This window comes from Acuticoccus kandeliae (genome assembly GCF_003073115.1).
Map to the genome: position 1 here is coordinate 704,566 of NZ_QBBV01000003.1, position 21,617 is coordinate 726,182.

Genomic DNA, 21,617 nt, shown 5'->3' on the forward strand with positions numbered 1-21,617 from the left:
GGCGCTTGCTCGGATGACGCCGCTATCCCATTGTCCCGGCCATCCAGTTGATGTGTATGCGGGGGCAGGCCGTGCGTGTGCTGCTTCTTTGTCTCTTGTCGATCGTCTGTGCCGACATCGCCCATGCCGAGGCGGTGCCGCAGTCGCGCGCCGAGATCGCGCTCACCTTCGCCCCCATCGTGCGCCAGACGGCGCCGGCGGTGGTGAGCGTCCACTCCTCCAATCCGGAGGCGGCGCGGGCGCTCTTTCCCGACGATCCGTTCCTGCGGCGCTTCTTCCACGGGCCGGGCTCGCGCCAGAAGGGCTCCGCGCTCGGCTCCGGCGTGATCGTCGATCCGAGCGGCCTCGTCGTCACCAACGCGCACGTGATCCGCGACGCGATGGAGATCCGCGTCTCCTTCAACGATCACCGCGAATTCCCGGCCGCCCTCCTCTTGAAGGACGAGCGGACCGACCTTGCCGTCCTCCAGATCGAGGCGGCCGAGGACGCCGCCTTTCCCTATGTGGAGCTTGGCGACCCCTCGATCGTCCAGGTCGGCGACCTCGTGCTCGCCTTCGGCAACCCGTTCGGCGTCGGCCAGACGGTGACGCAGGGGATCGTCTCCGCGCTCGCCCGGACCCAGGTCGGCGTCTCCGACTCGCGCTTCTTCATCCAGACCGACGCCGCCATCAATCCGGGCAATTCGGGCGGCGCGCTGATCGACATGGCCGGCCGCCTCGTCGGCATCAACTCGGCCATCTACACCCGTTCCGGCGGCTCCAACGGCATCGGCTTCGCGATCCCCGTCGACATGGTGAAGATCGTTGTCGACTCCGCCCGCGCCGGGAAGACGGTGAGCCGCCCCTGGTTCGGCGCGCGCATGGAGAGCGTCACGCGCGAGCTCGCCAAGCAGCTCGGCCTCGACCGGCCGGTCGGCGCGGTCGTCGTCCAGATCCTCGGCGGCAGCCCGGCCGCGAAGGCGGGGCTCAAGGTTGCCGACGTCGTCACCGCGATCGACGGGATCGAGATCTCTGACGAGGATTCGTTCGGCTACATCTTCGCGACGCGCGGCACGACGGGCTCGGCCGCGGTCGGCATCATGCGCGACGGCGAGGCGCGCACCATGAACGTCTCGCTCGAACGGCCGCCCGAATCCACCCCGCGCGACGCGCGCCGGCTCGACGGGCCGTCCCCCTTCTCCGGCATCATCGCGATGAACCTCTCCCCCGCCGTCGCGGACGAGCTCAATCTCGACATGGCGATGTCGGGCGTCGTCATCGCCCGCGTCGAGGACCGCACGGTCGCGAACCGGGTCGGCCTCAAGCCCGGCGACATCATCCGCGAGATCAACGGCTGGCAGATCAAGGATTCGGCGACGCTCGAACGGGTGACCAAGCGGCGCGAGCGCTATTGGGACATCATCCTGGAGCGCGATGGCGAGCAGCTCAGCCTCGTTCTCGGAGGCTGAGATGTCGAACCTCTTCGCCGCGGCCGGGCTGGAGAAATCCGCCCCGCGTCCCCTCGCCGACGAATTGCGGCCCGAGCGGCTCGCCGACATCGTGGGCCAGCCGCACCTCCTCGGCCCGGACGGGCGGCTCACCCGCATCCTGCGCGGCGATCACATCGGCTCGCTGATCTTCTGGGGGCCGCCCGGCACCGGCAAGACGACGCTCGCCCGCCTCCTCGCCGCCCACGTGAAGCTCGAATTCGTGCAGGTCTCGGCGATCTTCACGGGCGTCGCGGACCTCAAGAAGGTGTTCGACCGGGCGCGCCAGGCCCGCGCCATCGGCCGCGGCACGCTCCTCTTCGTCGACGAGATCCACCGCTTCAACCGCAGCCAGCAGGACGCCTTTCTTCCGGTGATGGAGGACGGCACGATCACCCTCATCGGCGCGACGACGGAGAACCCGTCCTTCGAGCTGAACGGCGCGCTCCTCTCCCGCGCGCAGGTCCTGACCTTCCGCCCGCTGGAGGCCGACGCGCTCGGCGAGCTTCTGACGCGTGCCGAGGCCCTGCGCGGCCCGCTCCCCGTCACCGAGGAGGGGCGCCAGAGCCTCATCCGCATGGCCGACGGGGACGGGCGCTCGATTCTGACGATCGCCGAGGAGGTCTACCGCGTCGCCGCCCCCGGCGAGACGCTCGACGCCGACGCCGTGCAGGAGATCCTCCAGCGCCGCGCCCCGTCCTACGACAAGGATCGGGACGGCCACTACAACCTCATCTCGGCCCTTCACAAGGCCGTCCGCGGCTCCGATCCCGACGCCGCGCTCTATTATCTGATGCGGATGCTGGAGGCGGGCGAAGACCCGATGTTCCTCGCCCGCCGCCTCGTGCGCATGGCGACGGAGGACATCGGCCTTGCCGATCCGCACGCCCTCACGCTCGCGATCGCGGCGCGCGACAGCTACGAGTTTCTCGGCACGCCCGAGGGCGAGCTCGGCCTCGCGCAGATCACGGTCTATCTCGCCCTCGCGCCGAAATCGAACGCCCTCTACGCGGCCTTCAAGGGCGCCAGGCGCTTCGTGAAGGACACGCCGTCCCTCCCGCCGCCCAAGCACATCCTGAACGCTCCGACGCGCCTGATGCGCGACGAGGGCTACTCCTCCGGCTACGAGTATGACCACGACACCCCGGACGCCGTCTCCGGCCAGGCCTACTTCCCGGACGGGCTCGAAGCGCAGGCCTTCTACCAGCCCACCGAACGTGGCAAAGAGCGCGACTTCAAAGCGCGGCTTGCATTCTTGAGCGAACGGCGTGCAGAACGGGCGAGGGCAGAGGCGTCGCACCGCGAGCGCAAGGCGCGGCCCGCGAATCCGGATGAGGAGGAGAGATGACCGCAATCGTCGAGTTTCTCGCGTTGTGGGCGGCGGTCTATGTCGTCACCTTCGGGCTCTATATCGGCTTCGGCGCGCTGCTTCAGTGGTTCATCCACAAATCGCCCGAGCGCCGGATCCAGAAGGGCCGCTATGGCGAGAAACGGAAGTGGAAGGAGATCCGTCAGAGCGCGAAGTCGCTGACGGCGACCTGCTTCTGCCTCGCGGCCGGTCTCTTCATGCAATACAAGGGCTGGGTGCTCTTCCCGCCGCTGGAACTGTCCTGGTGGTCGGTGCCGCTGATGTTCATCGTGTCGATCTTCGCGTTCGACACCTGGTTCTACTGGGCCCATCGGGCGATGCACTGGGGCCCGCTCTACAAGTTCCACGCCTTCCATCACCGCTCCGTCGCGCCGACCGTGTGGTCGAACTACTCGGACGATCTCGTCGATGCGTTCGTGATGCAGAGCTACTATCTCTGGGCTCCGCTGATCCTGCCGATCCCCGCGGTCGTGCTGATCGCGCACCGCCTCTACGACCATTTCAACGGCATGATCGGCCATTGCGGGTTCGAGTTCGCGGCCTCGGACCTCACGCGCATTCCCTCGCCGATGGTCTGCACGCTCTTCCACGACCAGCACCATTCGAAGTTCAAGACGAACTTCGCGAACTTCTTCTCGTTCTGGGATCGGGCGATGGGCACGATCGACAAGGAATATGACACCGGCGTCGCCCACTGGACGGCGGCGAACAGCCGGAAGGCGACGAAGGCGGACGCGGGCGAGGACGGCACCCAAGCCGCGGCCACGTGAGCCCGGTCACGGCGAGCCTTCTCGTTGCGGCAGGCGGGGCGATGGGCGCGCTCGCCCGGTTCTGGATCGGCGTCGCCGGCATGGCGCTCTCGCCGGCCTTCCCCGCGGGCACGTTGTTCGTCAACGTGGTCGGCGGTTTTTTCATTGGTTGGATCGGCTCGTCCATGTGGGCGACGCCGATGGTCAAGGCGGCCCTGATGTCAGGCTTTCTGGGCGGGTTCACGACCTTCTCCACCTTCTCGCTGGAGGTGGTGCGCATGGTCGAGGAGGGGCGCGTCGGCCGCGCCGTCCTCTATATCGGGCTGTCGGTCGTGCTCGCGATCGGGGGCGCCGCGCTCGGCGTCGCCGTCACGCGGACCTCCTCATGAGCGCGCCCGATCTCGCGGGCCCGAAGCCGGCCGTCAGCCACGTCGTCGTGGCGGACGACGATGCCGGGATGCGGCTCGACCGGTGGCTGCGCCAGCAATTCCCGGACGTGCCTTTCGGCGCGCTCTCCAAGGTGGTGCGCACCGGGCAGGTCCGGGTCGACGGCTCGCGCGCCAAGCTCGAGACGCGGCTCGAGGCCGGCCAGAGCGTACGCCTGCCGCCGATGAGCGTTGCCGAGACCGTCGCTCCGCCGCGCGCGGAGGGGGACGCCGCCGCGCTCGACGCGATGGTGATCCACCGCGACGATGCGCTCGTCGTCCTCAACAAGCCCTATGGGCTCGCCGTGCAGGGCGGCTCCGGCCTCTCGCGCCACATCGACGGGATGCTGGAGGCCTGGCGCGACCGCAAGGGCCGCAAGCCGCGCCTCGTCCACCGGCTCGACCGGGACACGACCGGCGTGCTCGTCGTGGCGCTGACGCGCGCCTCGGCCGCCCACCTCGCCGAAATGTTCAAGGGGCGGGACGCGCACAAGGAATATCTCGCCTTGGTGCGCGGCCATCCGGTGCCGCCCGAGGGGCGCATCGCCACCTGGCTCGCGCGCGACCCGGAGGACGGGGAGAAGATGCGCGTCTTCAAGCAGAAGACGAAAGAGACGCAGCGCGCGATCAGCGACTACGAGACGCTCGACCAGTCCGGCCAGCTCTCGCTCCTGAAGATGTCGCCCATCACCGGGCGCACGCACCAGCTCCGCGTCCACGCCGCGCACATGGGCACGCCCATGATCGGCGACAGCAAATATTTCAACATCGAGAATTGGGCGCTGCCGGGCGGCATCCAGAACCGCCTGCACCTTCATGCGCGCAGGATCCAGCTCCCGCACCCGTTGGGCGGGCGGCTCGACGTGACAGCGCCCGTCTCCCAGCATTTCCGCCAGAGCCTCAACGTCCTCGGCCTCTCCGAGTCCGAGAACTGAGGCAAGCGGCCCTGGTTGCCGGCTGACAGGCTTCAGGCCGCCTTGGCGAGGGAGAGCGGGTAGCGCTCCTCCACCAGATAGGGCCCCCCGCCGACCGAATCGCGCGAGGAGAGGAGATCGAACGCCTCGGCCGTGAAGGGCGGGGCGGAGAAGCCGCCGCGCACGGTCAGCCAGTCGGCCACCTCGCGCGGGGTGGTGCCCTTGAGGCGCGCGATCGTCACGTGCGGGGTGAAGCGGCGCGAATCGGCCGGAAGGCCGAGGCGCTGGAGGATGCGCTCCTGCTCGGCCTGCAGCTCCGACAGGGCCGCGTTGGGCTCGACCCGCGCCCACACCGAATGCGGCTTCTTGCTCCCGAAGGAGCCGAGCCCGTCGATGCGGATCGGCACCGGGGCGCGGCGGATGCGAGAGAGGGCGTGCGCCACCTCGTCGGCCGTGCGCTCATCGATGTCGCCGATGAAGCGGAGCGTGATGTGATAATTCTCGGCGTCGATATAGCGGGCGCCGCGCAGTCCGCCTCTGAGGCTTGTCAGCCACATGCGGACCTCCTCGGGAAGGGTGAGGGCGGTAAAAAGGCGGGGCATCAGGCACCTCCCTTGGATCCGACAAGGGGACTCTTCCCGACTCGCGCCGCCGAACGCAAGGGGGTGCGTCAGCCTGAATTCCGGGCAACAAAAAAGGCGCGGCTTGCGCCGCGCCTTCCTTCGTCCGCCGAGGCGGGTGTTCTTAGTTGCGGTTGCCGAAGAGCGACAGCAGCATCATGAACATGTTGATGAAGTTCAGGTAGAGCGACAGCGCGCCCATCACGGCCTTGCGGCCGGCGACGGAGCCGTCATCACCCACATAGTACATTTCCTTGATGCGCTGCGTGTCGTAGGCGGTGAGGCCGGCGAACACGAGGACACCGATCACCGACACCGCGAACTGAAGCGCGGAGGAGGCGAGGAAGAGGTTCACGAGCGAGGCAATGATGATGCCGATCAGGCCCATGAACAGGAACGAACCCCAGCCCGACAGGTCCTTCTTGGTGGTGTAGCCGTAGAGGCTCAGCGCACCGAAGGCCGCCGCGGTGATGAAGAACACGCGGCCGATGCTCTCGGAGGTGTAGACCATCAGGATCGACGAGAGCGAAATGCCCATGACCGCCGCGAAGGCCCAGAAGGTCATCTGCGCCGCGGGGAGCGACATCTTGCCGATGCGCGCGCCGAGGAAGAAGATGAAGCCAAGCGGTGCGAGCATGAAGACCCACTTCAGCGGGCTCGTGTACATCGTCACGCCGAACTGGGTGAGATACATGCCGTTGCCGACCTGCGCGACAGCATCGGCCGCATTGGTCGTCACAGCGAGATTGAAGACGGCCAGAGCGGCAACGCCAGTCACCACAAGCCCGATGGCCATGTAGTTGTAGACGCGCAGCATGTAGCTGCGAAGGCCCTGATCGATGCCGACGTCGACGGGCGCGGCCCCGACGGTCGGCCGCGCGTACGGATTACGATCGTAGGTCGCCATGTGCTTCCCTATGTTTCGTTATGTGGAGCCGGCCCCGACAACTCGCGGCCGACAGCGGACGCACCCCGTCCATTAAGTGCAAATATGGATGGCTTGAAGCCGCGCCGCAAGCGGATGCGGCATGCGACCGAGGGACGCCTCGGTCGTTTTGGCTAAATTCTTCGACACAATATTGTCGCGCCCTCCCATTCCGGGAAGAGAATATTGCGTCGCACACGCGAAAGACTGCGAATTCACCCCCGGCCGACTCCCGATCACCGATCCGCGAAAGGCCCGATTCGCGCCCTTACGCCACCGCTTCACCCGGCACCGCGTCGTCGTTCGCGTGGCGCAGATTGTCTAAAAACGCTTCGACGCCCGACTTCACGCCCTCGCTTTCGGTGTTCAGCGCTGTGAAGCCGGTCCACACCGTGTCGACGGCCTCGCACGTCTTCTCCGCGCTCGCGCGCATCTCCATCATGTTGGTGCTGACGACGTTGGAGGACTGCGCCGCCGCGGTGATGCTCGCGGCGATCTCCCGCACCGCGCCGTCCTGCTCCTCGAGCGCGGAGGCCATGGCGGCGGTGTTGCCGGAGAGCGTGTTCACGGTCGACACGATGCCGTTGATCGCCTCCATGCTCTGGTTGGTTTCGCTCTGCATCGTGCGGATCTGCGCCTCGATCTCGGCGGTGGCCTTGGCCGTCTGCTCGGCGAGGCTCTTCACCTCCTCGGCGACGACGCGGAAGCCGCGCCCGGCATCGCCCGCCCGCGCCGCCTCGATGGTGGCGTTGAGGGCGAGGAGGTTCGTCTGCTCCGCGATGTCGTTGATGAGGCGCGTGACCTCGCCGATATTGCGGCTCGACTGGACGAGCGCGCCCATCGAGTTCGCGGCGTCGGTCGCGGCGGCCGCGGCGCGCTTCGAGGTTGCCGCGTTGCCTTCGATCTGGCGGCTGATCTCGCGCGAGCTCGCGCTCAATTCCTCCGCCGCCGCGGCGACGAGGGTGACGCTGGAATTGCTCGTCTCGCACGCCGAGTAGGTGTCCTCCGCGGTCGAGCGCATCTGCTCGGACAGGCTGCGCATCGACTCCGCATGAGACACCATGACGCGCATCCGGTCCTGCATCGTGTCGACGTCGGTGGAGACGCGGGCGTCGAGCGCCTCGGCGAGCTGCTGCATCGCGGCCGCCTTCTCGCGCCGCCGCTCCACCGCCGCGTTCGCCTGTGCCGCCTGCAGCGCGGTGCGCTCCATCACCATCGCCCGCAGCTCCGTGACGGCGCGGGCGATCTTGCCGATCGCGTCGGAGCGGCCGCCATAGGGGCTGTCCTCCACGATCTCGCCCATCGCGAGGCGGTTCACCCGGTCCGCCAGATCGCCGGCCGGATGGCAGATGTCGCGCGCGACGAGCCAGCTCCCGAGGAGCACGGCCGCCATCGCGCCGATGGTGACGAGGATCGTGAAGCGGCGGAGCGTCGAGAACACGGCGTCGACCCGGTCGGTGTAGACGCCGGTGCCGACATACATGCCCCACGGACCGATCGGGGCGACGTAGGAGATCTTGCGGACGGGCTCGTCGCTCCCCGCCTTCGGCCACCAATAGGTGACGGTGCCGCCGCCGCGCCGGGCCGCGTCCGTCATCGCCTGGAAGAGCTTGAAGCCCTTCTGGTCCTCGAGGTCCCAGAGGCGCTTGCCTTCGAGATCGGGCTTCGCGGCGTGGGCAAAGACGGTCCCGTCGAGCTTGATGACGAAGAGATATTCGCGCTTGTCGTCGTACCACATGGAGCGGATGGCGCGGGCGAAGGTCTCCTGCGCAGCTTCGCGCGTCATCTCGCCGGCGGCCGCGCGCGTTTCGAGCTGGAGCGCGAGGTTCATCGCCGTCTCGCTGACGGAGCGGACCTTGCCGACCTCGAGGTCGGACACGAGGCGGCTCGCCTGGGGCAGGATCGTGGCGCTCAGCATGACGAGCGCGAGGAGGCTCACCCCGGAGAGGAGCCAGAGCTTGGCCGCAATCGAAAGACGCCGGTAGAGCGTGAGCATCCCATTCCCCCTGTGAGCGCGGCGAGGATAGGGGCGGCAAGTTGCGTGGCGCTGGGCACGAAAAAAGGCGGCCCGGAGGCCGCCTTTCGTTCGTCCCGGACCGCCCGCGCGCTGCGGGCGGCCGTTGGATCAGGCCGCGACGCTCTCGCGGGCGAGGCCGCGCAGCACGTAATGCAGGATGCCGCCATTGTTGTAGTAGGCGAGCTCGTCGGCCGTATCGATCCGGCAGAGCAGCTCGATCGTCTTCTTCGTGCCGTCCTCGTAGGTGATTTCGGCCGTCAGCGTCTGGCGCGGCTTGATGTCCGCGAGACCGTCGATCGAGACCATCTCCTTGCCGGTGATGCCGAGGCTTTCCCACGTGTCGCCGCCGGTGAAGACGAGCGGCAGGACGCCCATGCCGACGAGGTTCGAGCGGTGGATGCGCTCGAAGCTCTCCGCGATCACGGCGCGCACGCCGAGGAGGCGCGTGCCCTTGGCCGCCCAGTCGCGCGAGGAGCCGGTGCCGTATTCCTTGCCGGCGAACACCACGAGGGGGACGCCCTCGCTCTGGTAGCGCATCGCGGCGGTGTAGATCGGCAGCTCGTCGCCGGAGGGCTGGTGGTAGGTCACGCCGCCTTCCACGCCCTTCACCATCTGGTTCTTGATGCGGATGTTGGCGAACGTGCCGCGCATCATGATCTCGTGGTTGCCGCGGCGGGCACCGTAGGAGTTGAAGTCCTTCACCGAGACTTGGTGGTCGGACAGATATTCACCCGCCGGCGACGTGGTCTTGATCGAGCCGGCCGGGGAAATGTGGTCGGTCGTGATCGAGTCCTGGAAGAGGGCGAGGATGCGCGCGTCGACGATGTCGGTCACCGGATCCGGCTCCATCGTCATGCCTTCGAAATATGGCGGGTTGCGCACATAGGTCGACGACATCGGCCAGGAATAGGTGAGGCCGCCGGAGGTCTTCACCGCCTGCCAGTGCGCGTCGCCCTTGAAGACGTCGGAGTAGCGGTTGTCGAACATCTCGCGGGTGATCGCGCTGCGGACGGTCTCGGCGACCTCCTGCGTGGTCGGCCAGATGTCCTTCAGGTAGACGGGCTTGCCGTTCTCGTCCTCGCCGAGCGGCTCGGTCGCGATGTCCTTGGTCATCGAGCCGAGGATCGAGTAGGCGACCACGAGCGGCGGGGAGGCGAGATAGTTCGCCCGCACGTCCGGGTTCACGCGGCCTTCGAAGTTGCGGTTGCCGGAGAGCACGGAGACGGCGACGAGGTCGTTCTCGTTGATCGTCTTCGAGATCTTCTCCGGGAGCGGGCCGGAGTTGCCGATGCAGGTCGTGCAGCCATAGCCGACGAGGTCGAAGCCCATGGCGTCGAGATCGTCCTGCAGGCCGGTCTTCGTGAGGTAGTCCGTCACGACCTGGCTGCCGGGGGCGAGCGAGGTCTTCACCCACGGCTTCGCCTTCAGGCCCTTCGCGCGCGCCTTGCGGGCGACGAGGCCGGCCGCGATCAGCACCGACGGGTTGGACGTGTTGGTGCAGGAGGTGATCGCCGCGATGACGACGTCGCCGTCCTTCAGGCGATATTCCTCACCCTCGACCACGTGGCCGGGCTCGGCCGACTGGTCGATCTGCGCGCCTTCCGCCATGAAGCGGGCTTCGCCTTCGCTGGTGGCCGGCGCCGCCTTGGACTTCGCGCCGCCCTTGATGGTGCCGACGGCCTTCGCGAACGCGTTGGAGGCGTCGGTGAGGGCCACGCGGTCCTGCGGGCGCTTCGGGCCGGCGAGGGAGGGGACGATCGTCGACAGGTCGAGCTCGAGCGTGTCGGTGAAGACCGGATCCTCGGTCTCGTCCGTGCGATAGAAGCCGTTCGCCTTGGCGTACGCCTTCACGAGTTCGATGCGGTGCTCGTCGCGGCCGGTCGAGGTGAGGTAGCGGATCGTGTCGTCGTCGATCGGGAAGAAGCCGCAGGTCGCGCCGTATTCCGGGGCCATGTTGGCGATCGTCGCGCAATCTTCCAGCGACAGGGCCGAGAGACCCGCGCCGAAGAACTCGACGAACTTGCCGACGACGCCCTTCTTGCGCAGCATCTCGGTGACGGTGAGGACGAGGTCGGTCGCCGTCGTGCCCTCGGGCAGCTTGCCGTGCAGCTTGAAGCCGATGACCTCGGGGATGAGCATCGAGATCGGCTGGCCGAGCATCGCCGCTTCCGCCTCGATGCCGCCGACGCCCCAGCCGAGAACGGCGAGGCCGTTCACCATCGTGGTGTGCGAATCGGTGCCGACGAGCGTGTCGGGGAAGGCGTAGGTCACGCCGTCCTCATCGCGCGTCCACACGGTCTGCGCGAGATATTCGAGGTTCACCTGGTGGCAGATGCCGGTTCCCGGCGGAACGACGCGGAAATTGTCGAACGCGGACTGGCCCCAGCGCAGGAACTGGTAGCGCTCGCCGTTGCGCTCATATTCGAGGTCGACGTTCTGCTTGAACGCGCTCGGCGTGCCGAAATAGTCGACCATCACCGAGTGGTCGATCACGAGATCGACCGGCACGAGCGGGTTGATCTTCTTGGGGTCGGCGCCGAGGGCCTCCGACGCGTCGCGCATCGCGGCAAGGTCGACGACCGCCGGAACGCCGGTGAAGTCCTGCATGAGGACGCGGGCCGGGCGATAGGCGATCTCGCGGTCCGACTTGCGATCCGTCACCCACTGCGCGATGGCGCGGATATCGTCCGCCGTCACGGTTGAACCATCCTCGTAGCGCAGGAGGTTCTCCAGAAGGACCTTGAGCGACATCGGCAGCCGGGAAATTCCCGCAAGTCCGTTGCGCTCGGCGGCCTTCAGGTCGAAGATGGTGTAGCTCTTGCCGTCAACCGTGAGTTCGGTGCGGGCTTGGAAGCTGTCGAGCGAGCGGGCCACGGCTCAACTCCCTTGTTTGGAACTAGAAGACGTTGCCGCTATCAACGCCCAATCGACGCTACGATCAAGCGGGCCGGGCGTCCGGACGGACAATTCAGCAAACATGATTAGCTTGATCGTGGACGAATTGCGCGTGGATCGCGGCGAGCGACGGGTGCTCGACGGCGTCAGCTTCACGGTGGATCCCGGAACAGCGCGCGCGGTCACAGGGCCGAACGGTGTCGGCAAGTCCACCCTGTTGCGGGCGATTGCGGGGCTGGCGTCGGTCGAAAGCGGGACGATCACGCTACAGAATTGGAATGAAGAGCGGGCGAGCGCAATTCATTTCGTCGGACACGCGGACGCGGTCAAGCCTCAACTCAGCGTCGCGGACAACGCCGCATTCTGGTGCCGCTGGCTCGGATCGCCCGGTCCTGCGGACGAAATCGACGTACGCGTCGAAGGGGCGCTCGACCGCGTCGGCCTTCTGCACCTCGCCGAGACGCCCGCCCAATTCCTCTCCCAAGGCCAGCGGCGGCGGCTCTCGCTCGCCCGCCTCGCGATGGCGCCGCGCCCGCTCTGGCTTCTCGACGAGCCGACGGCGGGGCTCGATTCGGCCTCCCGCGCCGCCTTCCTCGCGATGATGGCGGGCCACATTTCGACCGGCGGGCTCATCCTCGCCGCGACCCACGAGCCGCTCGGAATCGACGCCGTCGAGGACCTGCGGCTGATCCCCGCATGAGCCTCCTCGCCCTCTTTCTGCGCGACGTGCGCCTTGCCTGGAGCGCCGGCGGCGGCGGGCCGACGGGCGTCATCTTCTATCTGGCGGTGACGGCGGTCGCGCCCTTCGCGCTCGGGCCGGATCTGCCGCTCCTCTCCCGCCTCGGCCCCGCCCTCCTGTGGATCGCGGTCCTCCTCGCGCTCCTCCTCGGCCTCGAGCGGGTCTTCCAGTCCGACCAGGAGGACGGGACGCTCGATCTCCTGCGCCTCGGCGACGCGCCGCTGGAGTTGATCGTGCTGGTGAAGGCGGCGGCGCACTGGACGGCGGCGGCGCTGCCGCTTCTCGTCGCGACCCCGCTCGCCGCGATCCTCCTCAATCTCGACGGGGCGACGCTCGCCCTCACGCTCGTGACGCTCGTGCTCGGCACCCCGGCGCTCGCGCTCATCGGCTCGATCGGCGCGGCGGTCGCCGTGTCGCTGCGGCGCGCGGGTGTTCTCATCGCGATCCTCGTCCTGCCGCTCTCGATCCCCGTCCTCATCTTCGCGGTGGCCGCGATCGAGGCCGGCGCATCGGGGCGTGCGGTGCTGCCGCCCCTTGCACTTCTCGCGGCCATGAGCTTGGTGGCCGGCGTCGTCGCGCCGATCGCCGCCGCGGCGGCGCTGCGCGAGATCGACTGACCGGTGCGCCCCGCCACGACCGCTTGGACGCCGGAAGGTCTCGACATACGATCGTCGGGAGCGATCGTCGGGAGGAGGCCCGATTGACCAGCACCGCATCCGCCGACAGGGGCCAGCGCCCGTCGATCATCAATCCGGGCCGCTTCGCGGGCATCGCCGACCGGGCGATCCCGTGGTTCGCGGCCGCGACGGTGATCGCCTTCGCGGTCGGCCTCTATTTCGCCCTGTGGGCCTCGCCGGAGGACTATCAGCAGGGCTCGACCGTGCGGATCATGTATGTCCACGTCCCGGCCGCGTGGCTCGCGATGTTCTCCTATCTCGTCATGACGTCGGCCGCCCTCGGCACGCTCGTCTGGCGCCATCCGCTCGCCGACGTCGCGGCGAAGGCCGCCGCGCCCATCGGCGCCGCCTTCACCCTGTGCGCGCTCGCGAGCGGGTCGGTCTGGGGCAAGCCGATGTGGGGCGCATGGTGGGTGTGGGACGCGCGGCTCACCTCGATGCTGATCCTCTTCTTCATGTATCTCGGCATCATCGCCCTGTGGCGCGCGATCGACGAGCCGACCCGCGCCGCGCGCGTCACCGCGATCGTCATCCTCGTCGGCTTCATCAACATCCCGATCATCAAGTTCTCGGTCGACTGGTGGAACACGCTGCACCAGGGGGCGAGCGTTCTGCGCTTCGACGGGCCGACGATCCATTCCTCGATGCTGATCCCGCTCCTCATCATGGCGGTCGCCTTCATGCTCCTCTTCACGACGCTGCATCTCGCCGCGATGCGGACCGACCTCATCAAGCGCCGCGCCCGCGCCGTGCGGCTGCGCCTTGCGCGGGGAGGGGCCTGATGGGCGACTATGCGGGCTACGTGATCGCCGCCTATGGCATCACCGGGGCGACGATCGCCGCGCTGATCGCCTGGGTGCTCGTCGACCGCAGGGCCGCCCGGCGCGCCCTCGCGCGGGCCGAGCGGGCCGCCGCCCGCGTCGGGGGAGAGGGGCGGTGAAGCTGCGCACGACTCATCTCCTCGTCGCCCTGCCACTCGTCGCCTTCATCGGTCTCGCCGCGATCTTCGCCTGGCGCGTGACCGACGGGGCGGATCGCTCGGTGGTGCCCTCGGCCCTCATCGGGCGCGCGGTCCCGGCGGGCGTGTTCCCTGGCCTCGGCGACGGGCCGGGCTTCGATCCGGCCGCGCTCAAGGGGCGTGTCACGCTCGTCAACGTCTTTGCCTCGTGGTGCGCGCCCTGCCGCGTCGAGCATCCCTTCCTGATGGGCCTCAAGGCCACCGAGGGGCTCACGATCGTGGGGCTGAACTACAAGGACAAGCAGGTCGCGGCCGAGCGCTTCCTCACCGAGCTCGGCAACCCCTATCACGCCATCGGCATCGACCCGGACGGGCGCAACGCCATCGAGTGGGGCGTCTACGGCGTGCCGGAGACCTTCATCGTCGGCCCGGACGGGACGATCCGCGCCAAGCATGTCGGCCCGCTCGACCAGAGCGTTCTCGACGGCCCGTTCGGCGACACGCTGCGCGGCCTCCTCGCCGGCAAGGGCGCGGCGTCGTCGTGAGGGAGGCGTTCACCCGCCGCGTCCCCGACGGCGACACGCTGGAGCGCGCGATCTGCGACACGTGCGGCTTCATCGCCTACGACAACCCGAAGATCGTCGTCGGCTCCGTGGTGCGCTGCGGGGCGCGCATTCTCCTCTGCCGGCGCGACATAAACCCGTCGCGCGGCCGCTGGACGCTGCCGGCCGGCTACCTGGAACACGGCGAGACGCCGGAGGAGGGCGCGCGGCGCGAGGCCTACGAAGAGGCGACGGCCAGGATCGAGATCGAGGGCCTCCTCGCGGTCTACACGATCCGCCGCCTCGGTCAGATCCAGTTGATCTACCGCGCGCGCCTCGCAGAGCCGGCCTTCGCGCCCGGCATCGAGAGCCAGGCCGTCGCCCTCTATGACGAAGCCGAGATTCCCTGGGATTCGCTGGCCTTTCCGTCGGTCCACTGGGCGCTGCGGCAGGCACGCCTGGAAGGCGGCCCCTTCGTCAATCCACCGGAGGTCGACGGGCCCGCGGGCCTCTCACCTCTCGGTGGCGTCACTGCCGAGTGATTGGCCAAATGGGATCGCGAGGCATTAGTCTGAGGCTCACGTCGTCCACAAGGAGCATCGCAATGCTGCGTGCCACCGTCGGCTTGCTGACTCTCCTTCTCGGCCTCGCCTCCGCCTCGGCGCAGGAGCAGCCGCGCGCCTTCATCGAGCTCTTCACGAGCCAGGGCTGCGCGTCGTGCCCCGCCGCCGACGCGCTCATCGGCGAGCTTGCCGAGCGCGAGGGGCTCTACGCCGTCTCGATGCCGGTGCGGCTGTGGGACTTTCTCGGCTGGGCCGACACGCTCGCGACCGATGATCTCACCAAGCGGCAGATCGCCTATTCCGTCGCGCGCGGTGATCGGGACGTGTTCACCCCGCAGGTGATCGTGAACGGCGAGCGCTCGGTGCTGGGCAACGACATGGAGGCCATCCGCGGCGCGATCCGCGAGACGGAGCATCATCTGACGCTGCCGATCGCGCTGTCGGTGACCAACGGCGTCCTGTCGATCTCGGTCGGGGAGGGGACGGACAATCCGCCGAGCGAAAAGGCGACGCTGTGGCTGCTCGTCGTCGACGAGAAGGTGCGCGTGCCGGTGCAGGACGGCGAAAATCGCGGCCGCAAGCTCACCTACCACAATGTCGTGCGGGACATGCGCCCGATCGGCATGTGGAAGGGCAAGCCGATGACCTTCGACCTGCCGCTGAACGACATCGAGAAGGACGCGCGGGCCGGCTGTTTCGTGATCGCCCAGATCGAGACCTTCAAGGGGCCGGGGCCGATCATCGGCGCGGCGAAGCTCGAACACCTCTTCCCCGCCCGCGCGATCGACACGCGCCGCACGATGGCGACGTCGCAATAGGCTTCGCCGCCCTCAGGCCGAACGAAAGATGGGGATGAACGCCCGTGACGCGGGCGCGGCGGTCAGTCGTCGTCGACCGGGGTCAGCGCGACATAGGTGATCGCGAGGAGCGCGCCGTAGACGAGGCAGAAGCCGAGCGTCGCGCCCAGGAAGACGAGGCCGAGATCGCGCGCGAACATCTCGTGCCCGGCGAGCGGCATGAAGGCCGTCATCATCGCGAGCCACAGGATCACCCCGTAGGTGAGCCCCTGGCTGAGGGTCCGCCCCGGCAGGATGAAGCAGAGCAGCGCGAAAATCACCGGGAACACCAGCACGCCGAGCACCACGTGCGTGCCCCAGACCGCCCGGTTCGAGGTCGGCAGGCCGACACGCACGTTGAACGACGTAACTTCTTTCAGAAGGTCAACCTGCGGCAGAAAGCCCATGCGAAGATTGACATATAACAGAGCCGAGACAATTGCTGTTGCAACAACACCGGCGAAAAGCGCGCGAACCATCTCGGAAACCTCACCATCAATGACGTCTTTAATCTATCGTCACCCCAGGTGCAACGAACGGACCATCTGGACACTGATGGTTATGTCCCAGCTGGATAGAATCTGAAATAAAGGTGTAAAATGGTCGAACTCCGGGACGTGTTGTGACCTCGTGACTGAAAGCTGTCTTGTTACCAAGCTCGGGCGCTACGCCGAGCTCTCCGATGCGGATCGACGCCTTCTTGCGGTTCTCGAAGAAGAAGAGCGTGAGTTCCGAAAGGATCAGATCGTCCGCAGAACGGGGCAGGCGATCGAATACATGTATGTCGTCAAGAGCGGCTGGCTGGTGTCGTTCTCCATCATGGAGGACGGACGGCGGCAGCTTCTCCAGATATTCTATCCCGGCGACATCATAGATCTTTCCGAAGTGGCGCTGGTGCGGGCGCAGCACGATATCAAGTGCATCACCGCCGCCGTCCTGTGCCCCTTCCCGAAGGCGGGGCTCGAGCCGCTCTTCTCCACCTCGCCGCGCCTCACGGCGCTGCTCTTCTCCATGACGGTGAAGGAGAATGGCGAGCTGCTCGACCGGATCCGCGCCGTCGGGCGTCTCAGCGCCTACGAGCGGCTCTGCTATCTGCTGCTCGAGATCAGCGAGCGGCTGCGCCTCACCGTGCGCGACGTCGAGCATGGGTTCCGCCTGCCGCTGACGCAGAGCGACATCGCCGACCTTCTCGGCCTCACCAACGTCTACGTCTCCAAGACGATGACACGGATCGAGCGGGACCGCCTGATAAGCCGGCAGGGCAATCGGATTACTCTGCTCGACCTGCCGCGCATGAAGGAGGTGTGCGAGTACAAGGGCGCCGGGACGATCGACACCTCCTGGTTCCCCGGCGTGCGCTGAGGCGGGACGCGCCGCCGGCCGGCGAGGCGCTGAGGGAGGGACCACGCGGGCGATGGTGAATATCGTCTTCGCCAGCCACGGCTCGCTCGGCGACCTCGTGCCGTTCCTCGAAGTCGGCAAGGTGCTCGCCGCGCGGGGCCACCGGGCGACGGTCGCGACCCACGCGGCCCACCGCGCGGCCGTGGAGGCGGCCGGGCTCGGCTTTGCGCCGATGCGGCCCGACCGGCCGGACGATCCGGCCTTCCACGCCCGCTTCATGCACCCGCGCCGCGGCGCGGCCTTCGTGGTGCGCGACGTGCTCGCCCCCGCGATTGCGGAAAGCGATGCCGACCTGATGGCCGCCGTCCGCGACGCCGACATCCTCGTCTCGGTGACGCTCGCCCTCGCCGCGCCGATCGTCGCGGCGCGGACGGGGATCGCGTGGCGCTCTGCCGTCTTCCAGCCCGCGATGCTCTACAGCGCCGAGGATCCGCCGCGCCTGCCGATGCTCCCTTTCGTGCGTGGCGCGCCGGGCTTCAATCGCTGGCTCCTGGAGCAGGCGCGCAAGGGGGTGGAGAGCTGGGCCGCGCCGCTGCGTGCCTATCGCGCCGCCGAAGGGCTCGGCGACTATCCGGATCACCCGATCTTCGGCGGCCAGCATAGCCCCGCCGGCGTGCTCGCGCTCTATTCCCCGCTCTTCGGCCGCGTGCCCCCGGACGCCCCGCAGGGCACGGTCCAGACCGGCCAGGCGCTCCAGACCGGCGGCGCGCTCGCGGACGCGGTCGGCGATTTCCTCGCGGCGGGCGAGGCCCCGATCGTCTTCACGCTCGGCTCGGCCTCCGCCCACGCCGCGCGGCGCTTCTTCCACGAGAGCGCCGCGATCGCGGACCGGCTCGGCCGGCGCGCGCTCCTCCTCGTCGGCCGGGCGGAAAATCTCGACGGGCTTCCGCGCCGCCCCGGCCTCCTCGCCGTCACCGCCGCGCCTTACCAGCACGTCTTCGGCAAGGCCGCGCTCGTCGTCCACCAGGGCGGGATCGGCACGATCGCGTTGGCGCTCGCGGCGGGCGTCCCGATGGCGCTCGTCCCCTTCGCGCACGACCAGCCCGACAACGCCGCCCGCGCCGCCCGCCTCGGCGCGGCGCGAATCATCCCCCGCTGGCGCTATGCGCGCGCGGCGCGGGCGATCGGCGCGATGCTCGACGATGCGGAAATGGCGGCGGCCGCCCGCCGTGCGGCGGCGGTGATCGGGGCGGAGGACGGCGCGGCCCACGCGGCGGACGCGATCCTCGCGGCGGCCGGGGCCTAGGCCTCAGTCGAAGGCGGCGCGTTCGGAGAGGGCCCTCAGCGCGGCCGTGATCGGCACCGGCGGCTTGCCGGTGAGGATGCGCAGCCGGTCCCGCCGCCGCAGCCGTCCGGCGTAGAAACGCTCGATGAGGGGCTGGGGGAGGCGGTGGAAGCGGTCGAGCACGCCATGCCGCTTCTCCGGCGCGCCCGCGAGGAAGAGGAGGCGGTTCAGCGTCCGGTCGAAGCGGGTGCGGGCGATGTGGGCGCGCACCATCGCCGCCATCGCGTCCATGAGGCGTGGCGTCGTCACCGGGCCGGGGAGGGTGGCGAGCGTCACCGCCGCCGCCGCCGCGAGCGGCAGCGAGTAGCCCGTGACCGGATGGAAGAGGCCCGCCCGGAGCCCGGCCGGCACCACGCCGTCCGCCGACGCGCCGCGCCATAAGGGGCCGATATCGGCGGCGAGGAGGAGGGGGAGCGCGCCCACCTCGGTGCGCACGTCGCGCGCGATGGTCCACCCCTCCGCGGCCGCATAGTCGTCGATGCGCGCCGCGAGCATGTCCCCGGCGACCTCGGGCGTCTCGGCATAATAGGTGTCCTCGATGAGGAGGCGGTTCGGGCCGAAGGGGAGGACGTAGACGAAGCGGTAGCCGTCGATCTGGGAGACCGTAGCGTCCATGATGATCGGCCGGTCGAGCCCGTGCGGCGCGGCAAGCTCCACCTCCCGCCCCAGAAATTTCTGCCAGCGCAGGGTGGTCCCGTCGAGCCGGCGGGGCCCGCGCGCGTCGATCACCGCGTCGGCCTGGTGGTGCGTGCCGTCGGCAAGGGTCACGCCGTCGGGCGCCACCCGCGCCACCTGTTGGCCGAGCCGCACCGAGGGACCGAGTTCCGCGCGGGCGACGCGGTCGAGCGTCTCCGATGCGATCGAGAGATAGGGGGTCGTGAAATCCATCGTCCCGCTCTCGAAGCGGCAGCGATAGCCCGGCCAGCGGTGGGTCACGAACGGGGCGACGAGGGCGGCGGCGTCGGGCGTGAAATCGGTCGCGAAGGCGCTCCAGGTGTGGTTGCCGCCGAGCCGGTCCCCCGCCTCCAGCAGTGTGAGGGCGACGTCCGGCCGGCGCGCGGCGAACGCGCGCGCGATGAGGGTGCCGGCGAGCCCGCCGCCGACGATCACCAGACGTTGCGCCATCTTCCCAGATTTGCCCTTCATGTGCAATTATAGATTGATATCAGCCCAGACGCGGACCGGGGGATGCGCCATGAATACTAAGACTCTCGCCGACATTTCCCAGGCGGCCGCGACGGCCGAGGGGCGCGTCACCCTCTGGCGGGCGATCGTCGCGGCGTCCGAGGCGGCGACGATGCTGGAGATCGGGGTGTGGAAGGGCGCTTTCGCCGCCGCGATGCTCGCCGCCCCGTCGTCCCTTTCGCGCTACTATATGCTCGACCCCTGGCGCCGCCTCCCCCAGTGGAACAAGCCCTTCAACCGGGACGATGCGGCCTTCGCCGCCGTCTTCGATGCGGCGATCGCGGCGACGGACTTCGCCGCCGCGCGCCGCACCATCCTGCGCGGCACCACCGCCGAGATGATCGACGCGATCCCCGACGCCGCGCTCGACATCGCCTATGTCGACGGGGACCACACGCTGCGCGGCATCGCGATCGACCTGATGCGCGCCTATCCGAAGGTGCGCCCCGGCGGCATCCTCGGCGGGGACGATTTCTCGGCGACCGTCTGGCAGCACCGCGACGCCTACGAGCCGACGCTGGTGAACCCCTTCGCGGTCTACTTCGCCGAGGCGCAGGAGGCGACGATCGCGATCCTCCCCTTCCGCCAATTTGCGATCCTGAAGCCGGAGGAGGAGAATAGGGGCTTCCGCGTCGTCGACCTCGTCGGCGAGGGGGAGGACTGGTCGCTGCGCAGCCGCCTCAAGCCGCGCCGCAAGCCGGTGCCGCAGACGACATGAGGAGGGGAGGCGCATCTGAACCGCACCGCCGCGCTGAGACGGGATCGCCGGGAGCAGACCATCATCGGGGTGAGCCTCGCGCTCCTAGTGGTCGCGGCGTGGCTCGCCGTTCACATCCTCGCGATCTATGCGATCGACTGGGGTGAGACGCCGCGCGTCCTCGCCCTGCCGATCATCCTCGTCGCGACCTGGCTCTTCGTCGGCCTCTTCATCATTGCGCACGACTGCATGCACGGCTCGCTCGCCCCCGGCCGCCCGCGTGTGAACCGCACGGTCGGCCGCATCGTCCTCGCCCTCTACGTGGCGATGTCCTACGACCGCCTCCTGCCGGACCATCACAAGCACCACCGCCGCCCCGGCACAGACGACGACCCGGACTTCGACGCCGACCATCCGCGCGCCTTCCTGCCCTGGTTCGTCCGCTTCATGCGCCACTATTTCGGCTGGCGGGAGCTTCTGACGCTCTCCGCCGCGCTCGCGGTCTATTTCACGCTTTTCCGTCCGCCGATCGTGCCCTTCTTCGTCTTCTACGCGCTGCCGGCAATCCTCTCGGCGGTGCAGCTCTTCTATTTCGGCACCTACCGGCCCCACCGGCTCGACGAGGATGAATTCGTCGACGCGCACAGGACGCGGACCAACGACTATCCGTGGCTCCTGTCGCTGCTGACATGCTTCCATTTCGGCTATCACCACGAGCACCACCTCTCGCCGACGACGCCGTGGTGGCGCCTGCCGAAGGTGCGGCGGATGGCCCATGCGGCCCCCCCTGGCGCGACGCGCGCGGGCGCGCTCCGATAGGGCGGAGGAGAAGAGGCATGTCGCTCGCACTCAACGCGCTGGTGGTCCTCGGCACCGTGGTCCTGATGGAGGGGGTCGCGTACGCGACGCACCGCTGGATCATGCACGGCCCGCTCGGCTGGGGCTGGCACCGCTCCCACCACGAGCCGCACGAGCATGTGCTCGAGCGCAACGACCTCTACGCGGTCGTCTTCACCATCCTCTCCGGCTTCCTCGTCGCCATCGGCATGGCGGGCGTCTGGCCGCTGCGCCAGGTCGGCATCGGGCTGATGGTCTACGGCATTCTCTATTTCATCGTGCATGACGGGCTGGTCCATCAGCGCTGGCCGTTCCGCGTCGTCCCGCGCGGCGGCTACGTGAAGCGCCTCGTCCAGGCGCACCTGATGCATCACGCGGTCGACGGGCGCGACGGGTGCGTCTCGTTCGGCTTCCTCTACGCCCCGCCGCTCTCCGACCTCAAGGCACGGCTCCAGCGCAACGCCTCGGTCCGCGCCCCGCGCGGGCGGACGGAGCGCGCCGGCACCGCCTGAGCCTC

General features: G+C 68.7%; 23 protein-coding genes. 17 read left to right on the forward strand and 6 right to left on the reverse strand.

Annotated features, from left to right (window positions below):
- Positions 1–77: 77 nt before the first annotated feature.
- The 5 genes from DBV35_RS22530 to DBV35_RS22550 are packed head-to-tail and all read left to right on the forward strand — an operon-like array spanning position 78 to position 4,944.
- Complete coding sequence (locus DBV35_RS22530; protein ID WP_205648803.1) at positions 78–1,448, forward strand: Do family serine endopeptidase; 1,371 nt, start codon at positions 78–80, stop codon at positions 1,446–1,448.
- 1 nt (position 1,449) lies between these two features.
- The gene (locus tag DBV35_RS22535; RefSeq protein ID WP_108662607.1) at positions 1,450–2,814 is read left to right on the forward strand and encodes a replication-associated recombination protein A; all 1,365 of its coding nucleotides are present in this window, start codon (positions 1,450–1,452) and stop codon (positions 2,812–2,814) included.
- Positions 2,811–3,605 carry a sterol desaturase family protein gene (locus tag DBV35_RS22540; RefSeq protein WP_108662608.1) on the forward strand — a complete coding sequence of 265 codons (795 nt, stop codon included), beginning with the start codon at positions 2,811–2,813 and terminating at the stop codon, positions 3,603–3,605. The genes DBV35_RS22535 and DBV35_RS22540 overlap by 4 nt, the downstream gene beginning before the upstream one ends.
- Positions 3,602–3,973 carry a fluoride efflux transporter CrcB gene (crcB, locus tag DBV35_RS22545; RefSeq protein ID WP_211100027.1) on the forward strand — a complete coding sequence of 124 codons (372 nt, stop codon included), beginning with the start codon at positions 3,602–3,604 and terminating at the stop codon, positions 3,971–3,973. The genes DBV35_RS22540 and crcB overlap by 4 nt, the downstream gene beginning before the upstream one ends.
- Positions 3,970–4,944 carry an RluA family pseudouridine synthase gene (locus DBV35_RS22550; RefSeq protein WP_108662610.1) on the forward strand — a complete coding sequence of 325 codons (975 nt, stop codon included), beginning with the start codon at positions 3,970–3,972 and terminating at the stop codon, positions 4,942–4,944. The genes crcB and DBV35_RS22550 overlap by 4 nt, the downstream gene beginning before the upstream one ends.
- Before the next feature lie 32 nt (positions 4,945–4,976).
- Here the strand turns inward: DBV35_RS22550 and thpR are convergent, their stop codons facing one another.
- The 4 genes from thpR to acnA form a co-directional block, all read right to left on the reverse strand.
- Complete coding sequence (gene thpR, locus DBV35_RS22555) at positions 4,977–5,525, reverse strand: RNA 2',3'-cyclic phosphodiesterase (protein WP_108662611.1); 549 nt, start codon at positions 5,523–5,525, stop codon at positions 4,977–4,979.
- 142 nt (positions 5,526–5,667) lie between these two features.
- Complete coding sequence (locus DBV35_RS22560) at positions 5,668–6,450, reverse strand: Bax inhibitor-1/YccA family protein (protein WP_108662612.1); 783 nt, start codon at positions 6,448–6,450, stop codon at positions 5,668–5,670.
- Positions 6,451–6,736: 286 nt separating this feature from the next.
- Positions 6,737–8,464 carry a methyl-accepting chemotaxis protein gene (locus tag DBV35_RS22565; protein WP_108662613.1) on the reverse strand — a complete coding sequence of 576 codons (1,728 nt, stop codon included), beginning with the start codon at positions 8,462–8,464 and terminating at the stop codon, positions 6,737–6,739.
- 129 nt (positions 8,465–8,593) lie between these two features.
- Positions 8,594–11,359 carry an aconitate hydratase AcnA gene (gene acnA / locus DBV35_RS22570; protein ID WP_108662614.1) on the reverse strand — a complete coding sequence of 922 codons (2,766 nt, stop codon included), beginning with the start codon at positions 11,357–11,359 and terminating at the stop codon, positions 8,594–8,596.
- Positions 11,360–11,462: 103 nt separating this feature from the next.
- Here acnA and ccmA point away from each other — a divergent pair, with 103 nt between their 5' ends.
- From ccmA to DBV35_RS22605, 7 genes are all read left to right on the forward strand, one after another.
- Entirely contained in the window at positions 11,463–12,080 is a 618-nt protein-coding gene (gene ccmA, locus DBV35_RS22575) for a heme ABC exporter ATP-binding protein CcmA (RefSeq protein WP_108662615.1), read from the forward strand.
- The gene (gene ccmB / locus DBV35_RS22580) at positions 12,077–12,736 is read left to right on the forward strand and encodes a heme exporter protein CcmB (RefSeq protein WP_108662616.1); all 660 of its coding nucleotides are present in this window, start codon (positions 12,077–12,079) and stop codon (positions 12,734–12,736) included. The genes ccmA and ccmB overlap by 4 nt, the downstream gene beginning before the upstream one ends.
- A gap of 83 nt (positions 12,737–12,819) precedes the next feature.
- Positions 12,820–13,578, forward strand: a complete 759-nt coding sequence (locus DBV35_RS22585) for a heme ABC transporter permease (RefSeq protein WP_108662617.1) — start codon at positions 12,820–12,822, stop codon at positions 13,576–13,578.
- Positions 13,578–13,736, forward strand: a complete 159-nt coding sequence (ccmD, locus tag DBV35_RS22590; protein ID WP_108662618.1) for a heme exporter protein CcmD — start codon at positions 13,578–13,580, stop codon at positions 13,734–13,736. Before DBV35_RS22585 ends, ccmD begins: the two co-directional genes overlap by 1 nt.
- Positions 13,733–14,299, forward strand: coding sequence for a DsbE family thiol:disulfide interchange protein (locus DBV35_RS22595; RefSeq protein WP_108662619.1), 567 nt, complete (start codon positions 13,733–13,735; stop codon positions 14,297–14,299). Before ccmD ends, DBV35_RS22595 begins: the two co-directional genes overlap by 4 nt.
- Positions 14,296–14,838, forward strand: coding sequence for an NUDIX hydrolase (locus DBV35_RS22600; RefSeq protein WP_108662620.1), 543 nt, complete (start codon positions 14,296–14,298; stop codon positions 14,836–14,838). The genes DBV35_RS22595 and DBV35_RS22600 overlap by 4 nt, the downstream gene beginning before the upstream one ends.
- Positions 14,839–14,900: 62 nt before the next feature.
- Complete coding sequence (locus DBV35_RS22605; protein WP_157961910.1) at positions 14,901–15,677, forward strand: DUF1223 domain-containing protein; 777 nt, start codon at positions 14,901–14,903, stop codon at positions 15,675–15,677.
- 62 nt (positions 15,678–15,739) lie between these two features.
- Here the strand turns inward: DBV35_RS22605 and DBV35_RS22610 are convergent, their stop codons facing one another.
- Entirely contained in the window at positions 15,740–16,174 is a 435-nt protein-coding gene (locus DBV35_RS22610; protein ID WP_342752398.1) for a DUF6789 family protein, read from the reverse strand.
- A gap of 151 nt (positions 16,175–16,325) precedes the next feature.
- Between DBV35_RS22610 and DBV35_RS22615 the strand changes: the two genes are divergently transcribed.
- Complete coding sequence (locus tag DBV35_RS22615; protein WP_108662623.1) at positions 16,326–17,057, forward strand: Crp/Fnr family transcriptional regulator; 732 nt, start codon at positions 16,326–16,328, stop codon at positions 17,055–17,057.
- A 52-nt stretch (positions 17,058–17,109) separates the two neighbouring features.
- Positions 17,110–18,342: a glycosyltransferase gene (locus tag DBV35_RS22620; protein ID WP_108662624.1), complete on the forward strand. Its 1,233-nt coding sequence runs from the start codon at positions 17,110–17,112 to the stop codon at positions 18,340–18,342.
- 3 nt (positions 18,343–18,345) lie between these two features.
- Here DBV35_RS22620 and crtY read toward each other — a convergent pair whose 3' ends face one another.
- Entirely contained in the window at positions 18,346–19,506 is a 1,161-nt protein-coding gene (gene crtY, locus DBV35_RS22625; protein ID WP_108662625.1) for a lycopene beta-cyclase CrtY, read from the reverse strand.
- Positions 19,507–19,576: 70 nt separating this feature from the next.
- Between crtY and DBV35_RS22630 the strand changes: the two genes are divergently transcribed.
- The 3 genes from DBV35_RS22630 to DBV35_RS22640 all read left to right on the forward strand — a co-directional run bounded on the left by DBV35_RS22630 (position 19,577) and on the right by DBV35_RS22640 (position 21,612).
- Positions 19,577–20,284: a class I SAM-dependent methyltransferase gene (locus DBV35_RS22630; protein ID WP_157961911.1), complete on the forward strand. Its 708-nt coding sequence runs from the start codon at positions 19,577–19,579 to the stop codon at positions 20,282–20,284.
- Positions 20,285–20,353: 69 nt separating this feature from the next.
- Positions 20,354–21,082, forward strand: coding sequence for a fatty acid desaturase (locus DBV35_RS22635; protein ID WP_205648804.1), 729 nt, complete (start codon positions 20,354–20,356; stop codon positions 21,080–21,082).
- Positions 21,083–21,099: 17 nt separating this feature from the next.
- Complete coding sequence (locus DBV35_RS22640) at positions 21,100–21,612, forward strand: sterol desaturase family protein (RefSeq protein WP_108662628.1); 513 nt, start codon at positions 21,100–21,102, stop codon at positions 21,610–21,612.
- Positions 21,613–21,617: the final 5 nt, after the last annotated feature.